Genomic DNA, 8655 nt, shown 5'->3' with positions numbered 1-8655 from the left:
GCGCTGAGCAGCTCGGCCGGGTCGGTGCCGGCGGGCGCCAGCACCAGATAGCCCACCAGGGGCGGACGTTCCTCCCCGTCGTCGGCGGCCACCGGGCGGGCGTCGCCGGACAGCGGGACGATCTGCGGGGTGAACGGCAGGACGTCGGCGAGGGCGGAGGGGTTCTGCATGATCGGCTCCTTGGATCCTCAGGGATGCGAGGGACGGGCCGGGACGTGCCACGGGTGATGGCCACGTCCCGGCGGCGCGGGCGAGGCCGCGAGCGGGTCAGGCCGGCACGGTGGTCCGGACGGGCAGCGCGTCGACGAAGTCGTCGACGACATCGGCGAGGTGGGCCCGACACTCGGGCCGCACCCTCGCGCCACCGCGCGGCAGCCGCTCGACGTCACGGTCCAGCAGGAAGCAGCCGGCCACCACATGCCGGGCTCCGAGCGCGGCCAGCACCGGGCGCAGCGCGTAGTCGATGGCGAGCAGGTGGGCCACGGTCGCGCTGGTGACCAGCGGGAGCACCGTCTTGCCGGCCAGCGCGGAGCGGGGCAGCAGGTCGAGGAAGGTCTTCAGCAGTCCGGAGTAGGACGCCTGCCGCACCGGAGTGGCCACGATGACGCCGTCGGCGAGCGCGACGGCGTCGATGGCGGCGCTGATCTCGGGAGCCTCGACCCGGCCGCGCAGCAGTTCCTCCGCGGGCAGGTCACGGACCGCGAGGTGCGCGGCGTCGAAGCCGTTCGCGGAGAGGCGGTCGATGGCGTGCTCGACCAGGAGCGCGGTGTGCGACCGGTCGGAGACGTGTCCGGAGACGGCGAGGATCTGCGTCATGGGTGACTCCAGGGCAGGGGTGAACACGGCGCTTCTGTCAGGGGTTTCCGCGAGGGTGCGCCGGGCCGGTCCGCCGCGTGGCACCCGCCCGGCTCCGGCGGGCGTGGGACGCGACGCCCGCCGCCGCGCTGGGCACGACGACGGGAGAGCGCCGGGCGCTCGCGGCCCGGAGTCAGGTTGTCCGGAAGGGGGTGCCGCCGCCGGTGGTGGCGCGGGTCACGTCACACGTGGTGCGCGCGCCGGCGGTGGTGAGGGGAGAGTGCGGCTGACCGTGGCTCAGCGGCCGGCGGCACAGAGCGCGCTGGCCTGGCGGCGGAGGTCGACGTGCAGACGCACGACGAGATGGGCAGCCTTGTTCACTCGTTGAGCATCGCAGTGGCACCGTCCGGCGTCAAGAACGTCCCCCGGCGGTCTCGCATACCGGATGCCCGGGGAGGAACAGCCCGCCGCGGGACCGCCGTTCGAGCCCGGACGGGGGTATGTGTCCGGTCCACCCGGACGGGGAGCACGCCGCGGCTGCGGTGGGGGGTGCCGAGGGGTTAGCCTGCCATCGTGCCGGAGGAGTCGTCAGTCGAACGATCGGGATCATGGCCGCCGCGCGGTATCGCCGTGTCGGTTCTGATCAGCATGGGTGCCTGGATGTTCTTCGGCAGTCCGGGGAGCGACTCCTCGACGCCGTCGCCGCAGACCCTCTCGGGCTGGCGCCTGACGCCCGGCCAGCAGGAGGAGGAGCCGCGCTGCGGGTACGAGGGCGGCTGGGCGGTCCTGGACTTCGTCGGGGAGACCACCGACCGGGTGGGCGAGGATCTCTTCGTGCAGCCCGGCGACCGCTGGGAGTTCGAGGACGGCTGGGAGGCGGCCAACCTCCAGCTGGCGCTGGCGGGCGAACCGGTGCCCGGCTCACCGCAGGAGAACATGGACGCCTTCGACCTCGCGGAGCGGCTGCAGAGCGCCCCCGCCGACTGGCGCCACGGCGGACGCACGGCCTGTGTCGTCGCGGGCCGCACCTGGCAGGGCCCACCGGAGTGACCCCCACACCCACGGTCGTCGCCTCCGGCTGACGCCAGCCTCACGGAGGCATGCGCACGGCCCGGTGGCGACGAGCAAAGCTGCGACACCGACTTGAGGAGAGCCGGTGCACGGCTGCCACCTCTTTGTGGGGCGATGAAGACCGTCGGCCTCCAGTGCCGCACCCGCCAACGTTCGCCCCGTTGTGGCGTGTCACCCGTTTGCCGCGCCCGGCGGTATCGGACCGCCGGACTTGATCAAGTGGCTGAACGGGTGCGGGTCCGGGAGTTCGATGCCGGCGAGGGCAAACGCCCGCTGCGGATGATCCGTAGAGGCTCGGGGTCGGTGGTGACCTGGCGACGAGCAGGGCAGCCGGCGGAAGACCTTCACCCTCCCTGAGCGTCGGGAGACCAAGAAGACCGCCAAGTCCGAGCCGGTCGAGCACGGCCTGCCGTTCTCGACCTGGAGCCTGGCCGGGCCGGCCGGCTTCCTGGTTGCCTCGGGGGTGGTCGACGCCATCAGCCACGAGGGCCTGGGCATCCTGCTCCGCCGCTGCATCACCTGGCAGAACAAGCACGCCGCCAATCAGCGCCTACACCAGATCACCAACAGGGCGAACGCTGCCTGACGCGGCACCTGGAGGCCCCAGCCGCGCACGGATCGATTGACTTTCGATAGATATCTATCGATAATCAATGCATGAATCAGCTCTTCATCGGCGCGCTCCGCCTCGGAATCGCAGCAGCAATCCTGATCGGTCTCTTCGGCCAGATCGTGGTCATCCCGACGACCGCCGCCCACGAGGTCGACCGCTTCCCGCCCTATGAGCCGTTCGCCGTGCCGTACGCAGCCGTGGCCGTCATCGGGGTCGCCTGCATCCAAGTCGCGCTCGTCGCCACGTGGATGCTGCTCGACATGGTCAGCCGGGACGCGATCTTCACACTGCGAGCCTTCCGGTGGGTCGACGTCATCATCGGGTCCTCGCTCGTGGCGACCCTGCTGGCGCTCGGGGTCACCGGGCATCTGGCCGTGGGCGACATCCCCTCGCCCGACGACAACACCATGCAGGCCATCGGCGAGCTGGGCGCGGCGGCCGTGTGCGTCGGCGTGGGCGCGGCGTTCACGATGCTCGTCGTCGTCATGAAGGGTCTGCTGCGCAAGGCGACGGATCTGCAGACCGAGATCGCCGAGGTCGTCTGATGGCGATCATCATCGACCTCGACGTCCAGCTCGCCAAACGCAACCTGTCGGTCGGCGAGTTCGCCGCAGCCGTCGGTATCACGCCCGCGAACATCGCTGTGTTGAAGAACGGCCGCGCCAAAGCCGTGCGGTTCACGACACTCGACGCGATCTGCCGCACACTCGGCTGCCAGCCCGGCGACGTGCTGCGCTGGGTGCCCGACAGCGAGACGCCCGAGCAATGACCGAGGGTTCGCCACAGACTTCGAACGCCGGGTGAGTTTTTTTGTCCGGGCCGTCGCGTCGCGTCACAGCGTTCGCAGCACCGCCGCCTCCCGTTCCGGGGCGAGGCCGACCCGCGGCCGGTCCGGGCGCTGGGGCGCGGCGCCCACCTGCCGCAGCCACTCCCAGGTGTCGGCGACGGTCTCCTCAACCGGCCGGCACCGCAGCCCGGCCGCAAGGGCCTTGGCCACGTCCGCGCCGTGCATCATCGTGTGCAGGTCGCCCGGCGGCAGCCACACCGGCAGCTCCGACCACGGTTCCACCCCGGCCGCCTCGATGACCTCCGGGTCCGCCCAGCGCAGCCGGGCGCCGCCGCCGGTGGCCCGCACGCAGGCCCGCAGCAGCGACTCCATGGTGGCGTGACCGGGTTCGGCCACCACGTCGTAGGCGCCTCCGAGTCCACGCCGCGCGGCGTCCAGCAGCCAGGCGGCCAGATCGCGCGCGTCGATGTACTGGAGGGGGAGGTCCGGTGGCCCGGGCGCCAGGACGTCGCCTCCGCGCCGGGTGCGCTCCAGCCACCACGGCAGCCTGCCGATGTCCTCGTGCGGGCCGAGGATGAGGCCGGCGCGGGCCAGCAGTCCCCGGTCGCCGAACGCCCGCTCCACCGCGATCTCCGCGCCGCGCTTGTCCCGGGGGTAGGTGGTCGCCAGGTCGTCGGGGCCGGCCTCGACCACTGGCGACCGCTCGGCCCGGCCCACCGCGCCTTCGGGGCGCGGGAAGGCGTACACGGAGCGCGAGGAGACGTAGGCGAAGTGGCCCACCCGGTCGGCCAGCAGTCGGGTCGCGTCGCGCACGGCGGTGGGTGCGGCCGACCAGGTGTCCACCGCCAGGTCCCACTCCCCGCCGGCCAGCGCGGTGAGGCCGTCCGGGGAGGTGCGGTCGCCCCGCAGGGAGCGGACCCCGGGGGTGTCCGCGTGGCGGCCGCGGTGCAGCGCCGTGACCTCCCAGCCCAGGGCCAGTGCCTCGGCGACCACGGCGCGTCCGACGAAGCCCGTCCCGCCCAGCATCAGTAGTCTCATGGGGCCAATCTGCCCGCCGCGGCGGCCGGAGTGCGCCCGTCATGCTGTCGGCTGAATCGCCGTCGGCGTAACCGCGTCCCGTGCGCCCGCGCACGGGTGCGGTGGGTGGCGGGTCGACGGCTGGTATACCGGCGTTGAGCCGTGCCCCGAGGCATCGATAGCCTCCTTCGATGACCGAGCACCTGAGCACCCCCGGCGGCCTCACGCTGCGGCCCTGGCGGGCGGACGACGCTCCCGGCGTCCGGACCGCGTTCTCCACGGAGCAGATGGAGCGCCAGACGGCACGGCCGGTCACCGACCTCACCGCCTCCCGGCGCTGGCTGGCCGAGCGGACGGAGGAGTGGGCGTCGGGCCGCACCTACTCCTGGGCCGTCACCGGGCGGGAGGGGCTGCTCGGCTGCGTCCAGGTGGGGTCGGTCGACCACAACCACGGCTGCGGCTGGGTGTCGTACTGGACCGTGGAGGCGGCGCGCGGACGCGGTGTCGCCACCGAGGGCGTGACGGCGCTCGCCGGATGGGCCTTCGGACCGCTGGGGCTGTACCGGCTGGAACTTGGCCACCGGGTGAACAACCCGGCCTCGTGCCGGGTGGCGCGACGGGCCGGCTTCGCCGTCGAGGGACTACAGCGCGGCAAGCTGCGCTACGGCGAGGAGCGGCACGACGTGGAGTTGCATGCCCGCCTGGCGACCGACCCGCCTCCCGGCTGAGCCGTGCCCGGCCGTACCCGGCCGTGCTCAGGCGGCCTCTGCCTCCGCCTCGGCCTCGTCCGCCAGCTCCCGCAGCCGCACCACGGTGCGCCAGTTACGGGCGGTCGCGGTGCCACCCGGCCACGGCTTGGCCATCAGCCGTCCCAGCGCGCTGCGGCCCAGCCCGTCGGGGACGCGCACGAAGATCTCGTGTTCTCCGAGGCGGAAGGCGTCGGGAGCGAACCGGTCGGGGTCCGAGGCCGCGATCGGATGGTCCGCGGGCGGCCCGCCCAGGAACAGCACATGCAGGGTGGTGGGCTCGATCCGCTCCGTGGGGAACGGGCAACGGCCGACGGCCTCGCGCCACTCCCGGGCCGTCAGCACCAGGCAGTCGACGGAGAACCCGAACCGGTCGGCGAGCGCGGCCTCCAGTTCGGCGGTGACCCGTTCCGTCGGTGCCTCCGGCCCCGTGAACACGGCGTTCCCGCTCTGCAGCAGGGTTCGCACCCGGCCGTAGCCACGGTCCGCCAGCAGCTGCCTCAGCCCCGCCATGGGGACCTTCCGTGCCCCGCCGACGTTGATGCCGCGCAGCAGCGCCACATAGGCCGTCGTCGCGGCCTTCGTCCCGCTGCTCGTCCCGCCGCTCGTCCCGTCCGTCATGGCGGCAGCGTACGCGCGGCGCGGGGCACCATGGCGACGGATGGAGGTGTGGCGGCACGGCGGCTCGTCCCGCCGGACGGCCCGGTCCCGGACACGCCGACGCGGCCGGACGCCGGGGCGTCACGGCCGCGTGGGAGCCGCCGTACGAACGGCGGGCGGGGTACGGCGGGGCGACTACACGGTGCCGGCCTCCTCCTGGGCGCGGGCGGTGGCGTTCTCCTCCGAGACGCGCGGCGCCACCGGCGAGCCGTCCTCGTCGCGCGACCCACCCGTGGCGGACTCCCCGGCGTGCGGCACGGCCGCGCCCTGCTGCTCCACGGCGGCGCGGCGGCGCTCCTGCGCGTCGAAGTCCTTTATGGTCCGCGCGAAGTCGCGGGTGGAGAGCTGGAGCTTGTAGATGATGGCCAGTTCGAAGACCAGCAGCAGGGCGCCGGCCACCACGGTGACGGGGATGATCGCGTTGAACAGCGGCGCGACGATGAAGACCGCCATCTGGAACTCGATACCGCTGACCAGGTGGGTGCGGATGCGGTGGCGCAGCAGGAAGGAGCGGGCCCGCAGGTACCAGGGGAAGCGGCTGCGGAACTCCCGGTGCAGGTCGACCACCGACTTGCCCCGGGCGCCGGGGCCGCCGGAGCGGGGGCCGGGCACCGCGCTCTGCTGCGGCGCGGCCGTGCTCTCCTGCTCGGCAGGGACGACCGGCACCTCACCGGTACGGGCGCCGCGGCGCTGCGCGTCGTCGAGTTCGGTGTCCGCCTCGGGGTTCTCGCGGAGCAGGTCCTCCATGAAGGCGAGCTCTATGGCGTTGTCCGCCGCGGCCGCGCGCTCCGCCCGTGCCTTGATCTGCTTCCGCATCTCGTGGCGGACCTTGAAGATCTGGAGCGCGTCGATGTACCGGAGCATGTCCAGGAACACCACGGCCAGCGCCAGCCAGATGTAGACGACGTCACCGGTGCGTGAGTACTGACCGCCCATCAGGGCGACGGCGCAGGCCAGCACCCGGATCCGGTCGAAGACGTAGTCGAGCCAGGCGCCGAACACCGAGCCGGTGCCGGTCAGCCGGGCCAGCTTGCCGTCCATGCAGTCCAGGACGAAGCTCAGGTGGTACAGCAGCGCACCGGCCACGAGCCAGAGCCAGCTGCCCGTGGCGAAGCAGGCGGCGGCTCCGAGGCCGAGGAAGAGCGCCATCCAGGTGATCTGGTTGGGGGTGAGTCTCGTCCAGACCGCGGTCCAGCGGACCAGCGGGGTGGCGACGGGATCCACGAGCAGGACGGTCCACCACGCGTCACGCTTCTTCTGCGTGATCTGGCGTACGGACGTCATAGGGGGGATGTCTTGGCGCATCGTCTGCTTCCGGGCGGCGGGCGGGCCCGGCTGACGCTATGAGGCGACCGGGTCAAATGGCAAGCCCGGTAACGGAGCCATCCCGAACCGTCCACCCTCCCGACCTGCGGCACCGCGTCCGCCCCGGTGACACGGGCTGTCAGGAGACCGGACGGGAACCGTCCCAAAGAGCCTCGAAGTCCTCCAGATAGGCGTCGTACAGGCCCGGTTCGGCCTCCTCGCGGTGCGTCGCGGAGCCGCTCACCACACCGCGCGCGGCCCGCCGCAGCACCAGCGCGGGCGACTCCATCCCTCGGCTGCGCCCCAGGTACGACTGCACCACGGCGACCCCGTCCGGACCGTCGGAATCCACGAAATAAGCACTGAACCGGGGGATCTCGTCGAACACATGAATCCCGAATGCCTTCGCATCACGCACTCGACTGCGTACTCTGCGTACATGAAGGATGCTGGTCTCCACCGCCCGGCTCAGTTCGCCGCGTCGCAGGCCCAGCTCGCGCTCCCGGCGGCGCATCGTGCCGCTGGCGGGGTTGAGGAACAGCAGCCGGATGCGGCACCCGGAGTCGGCCAGCCGCTGCAGCCGCCGCCCGGGGTAGTTCTGCACCAGCAGCCCGAGTGCCGTACCCACCGCGTCCAGCCTGCGGGCACCCGCGAACAGCTCCTCGGGCGGCAGCCGGCGCTGGAGCCGCGCCCGGTCCGCGTGGACCGCCGCGACATCGGTGAACCGGTCCCCGACCAGCTGCTCCACCGCGTCCGCGGGCAGCCGGTCCGCCGGGCGTTCCGGGTCACCGGCCGCCAGCATCCGCAGCAGACGCACACAGCCTCGCTCGGCCTGGTCCAGCACGATGCCGCTCAGCCCGCGGTTGCGGGCGACCGCGCTGCGCGCCGACTCCAGTTCGTCCAGGGTCAGTTCCAGCTCACGGCGGCTCTCCAGGTACGGGGAGAAGCACGGCCAGTGCGAGACGATCAGCTCGCGCAGCTGCGGGAGGGTGAGGAAGGCCAGCACGGTGTCGTCGGCGGGGTCGAGCACATGCCCCTTGCGGCGGCTCACCTCCCGCAGCGCGGCGGCGCGCTGCACCCACTCCTGGCCGGTGGGCCCCGCCGCCGCCACCTCCCACTCCTCGCCGTGCACCGGCTCGTACACCGGGCGGAGCACGGCCCCGACCACGGCCCGCAGCCGCTGTTCGACGAGGTTGAGCCAGACATAGGCGCGCCCGGCCCGCTCGACCCGCACCCGGACCTCGGCCCAGTCCTGCGGCGTCCAGCTCAGGTCGGCGCCGATCTCCACCGGGCGTGGCAGGGGTATGGCGGTGGCCGACACCACGCCGGCCGTGTCCGTCCCGCTCCCCGACGGAAGCTCACGCCCCGAAGAGCCCACCCTCCCGCACCGCCTTCGTCCGCCGCCGATGGATCAAGGAAGCCTACTGCGGGCGCGGCACGGGCCGCAGCCCGTGCGACGGGACCGCCGCGCTGAGCGCCACGGCCCGGCGTCCCGCTCACGCGGCGGCGCGCGTCCGGCCCCGTCCCCGCCGCCCGGTCCGCACCGGGCGCGACCAGTGTCGTCGTCCCCCGTGGCCGGTACACGGGAACGAGCCACCGGCCGGCGCCCCCCACCGGACCGGCTCCGACCGACCCGACCCGAAAGACGGCTCGCCGATGAC

The 8655-nt window shown here is 73.1% G+C and carries 10 protein-coding genes and 1 pseudogene; 5 read left to right on the top strand and 6 right to left on the bottom strand.

Annotation, left to right across the window (positions count from 1 at the left end):
- Nucleotides 1-267 precede the first annotated feature (267 nt).
- Both ssuE and E0D90_RS28505 read right to left on the bottom strand, forming a co-directional pair.
- Entirely contained in the window at nt 268-816 is a 549-nt protein-coding gene (ssuE, locus tag E0D90_RS20440; protein WP_103501023.1) for an NADPH-dependent FMN reductase, read from the bottom strand.
- A gap of 276 nt (nt 817-1092) precedes the next feature.
- On the bottom strand, nt 1093-1176 hold the full coding sequence (locus E0D90_RS28505; RefSeq protein WP_369008436.1) for a putative leader peptide: 84 nt from the start codon (nt 1174-1176) through the stop codon (nt 1093-1095).
- A 249-nt stretch (nt 1177-1425) separates the two neighbouring features.
- Between E0D90_RS28505 and E0D90_RS20435 the strand changes: the two genes are divergently transcribed.
- The 4 genes and pseudogenes from E0D90_RS20435 to E0D90_RS20420 all read left to right on the top strand — a co-directional run bounded on the left by E0D90_RS20435 (nt 1426) and on the right by E0D90_RS20420 (nt 3248).
- A complete protein-coding gene (locus E0D90_RS20435) occupies nt 1426-1845 on the top strand; it encodes a hypothetical protein (protein ID WP_103501022.1) in 420 nt (139 codons plus the stop codon).
- Between the two features lie 240 nt (nt 1846-2085).
- A pseudogene (locus E0D90_RS28435) lies at nt 2086-2374 on the top strand (IS630 family transposase); the annotation flags it as partial.
- Between the two features lie 149 nt (nt 2375-2523).
- The gene (locus E0D90_RS20425) at nt 2524-3024 is read left to right on the top strand and encodes a DUF2975 domain-containing protein (protein WP_130799566.1); all 501 of its coding nucleotides are present in this window, start codon (nt 2524-2526) and stop codon (nt 3022-3024) included.
- On the top strand, nt 3024-3248 hold the full coding sequence (locus E0D90_RS20420) for a helix-turn-helix domain-containing protein (RefSeq protein WP_103501020.1): 225 nt from the start codon (nt 3024-3026) through the stop codon (nt 3246-3248). The genes E0D90_RS20425 and E0D90_RS20420 overlap by 1 nt, the downstream gene beginning before the upstream one ends.
- Before the next feature lie 63 nt (nt 3249-3311).
- On the opposite strand, the gene E0D90_RS20415 is transcribed toward E0D90_RS20420, so the two are convergent.
- On the bottom strand, nt 3312-4304 hold the full coding sequence (locus tag E0D90_RS20415; RefSeq protein WP_130799565.1) for an NAD-dependent epimerase/dehydratase family protein: 993 nt from the start codon (nt 4302-4304) through the stop codon (nt 3312-3314).
- Between the two features lie 170 nt (nt 4305-4474).
- Between E0D90_RS20415 and E0D90_RS20410 the strand changes: the two genes are divergently transcribed.
- A complete protein-coding gene (locus tag E0D90_RS20410) occupies nt 4475-5011 on the top strand; it encodes a GNAT family N-acetyltransferase (protein ID WP_130799564.1) in 537 nt (178 codons plus the stop codon).
- Nucleotides 5012-5038: 27 nt separating this feature from the next.
- On the opposite strand, the gene E0D90_RS20405 is transcribed toward E0D90_RS20410, so the two are convergent.
- The 3 genes from E0D90_RS20405 to E0D90_RS20395 form a co-directional block, all read right to left on the bottom strand.
- Nucleotides 5039-5650 carry a DUF1697 domain-containing protein gene (locus E0D90_RS20405; RefSeq protein WP_103528343.1) on the bottom strand — a complete coding sequence of 204 codons (612 nt, stop codon included), beginning with the start codon at nt 5648-5650 and terminating at the stop codon, nt 5039-5041.
- Nucleotides 5651-5824: 174 nt separating this feature from the next.
- Nucleotides 5825-6994, bottom strand: coding sequence for a CDP-alcohol phosphatidyltransferase family protein (locus tag E0D90_RS20400; protein WP_130799563.1), 1170 nt, complete (start codon nt 6992-6994; stop codon nt 5825-5827).
- Nucleotides 6995-7133: 139 nt separating this feature from the next.
- The gene (locus E0D90_RS20395; protein ID WP_227870360.1) at nt 7134-8318 is read right to left on the bottom strand and encodes an SAV2148 family HEPN domain-containing protein; all 1185 of its coding nucleotides are present in this window, start codon (nt 8316-8318) and stop codon (nt 7134-7136) included.
- Between the last annotated feature and the right edge of the window lie 337 nt (nt 8319-8655).

It is taken from the genome of Streptomyces otsuchiensis (assembly GCF_004305975.1).
GTDB lineage: Bacteria > Actinomycetota > Actinomycetes > Streptomycetales > Streptomycetaceae > Streptomyces > Streptomyces otsuchiensis.
Note: the sequence above shows the minus strand (reverse complement) of the source record. Positions and strands in the feature narration are given on the sequence as shown.

Coding starts and splice junctions, on each gene's coding strand:
- E0D90_RS20405 (WP_103528343.1), bottom strand. CDS start 5,650: ATGACGGACGGGACGAGCGGCGGGACGAGCAGCGGGACGAAGGCCGCG.
- E0D90_RS20415 (WP_130799565.1), bottom strand. CDS start 4,304: ATGAGACTACTGATGCTGGGCGGGACGGGCTTCGTCGGACGCGCCGTG.
- E0D90_RS20425 (WP_130799566.1), top strand. CDS start 2,524: ATGAATCAGCTCTTCATCGGCGCGCTCCGCCTCGGAATCGCAGCAGCA.
- E0D90_RS20410 (WP_130799564.1), top strand. CDS start 4,475: ATGACCGAGCACCTGAGCACCCCCGGCGGCCTCACGCTGCGGCCCTGG.
- ssuE (WP_103501023.1), bottom strand. CDS start 816: ATGACGCAGATCCTCGCCGTCTCCGGACACGTCTCCGACCGGTCGCAC.
- E0D90_RS20400 (WP_130799563.1), bottom strand. CDS start 6,994: ATGCGCCAAGACATCCCCCCTATGACGTCCGTACGCCAGATCACGCAG.
- E0D90_RS20420 (WP_103501020.1), top strand. CDS start 3,024: ATGGCGATCATCATCGACCTCGACGTCCAGCTCGCCAAACGCAACCTG.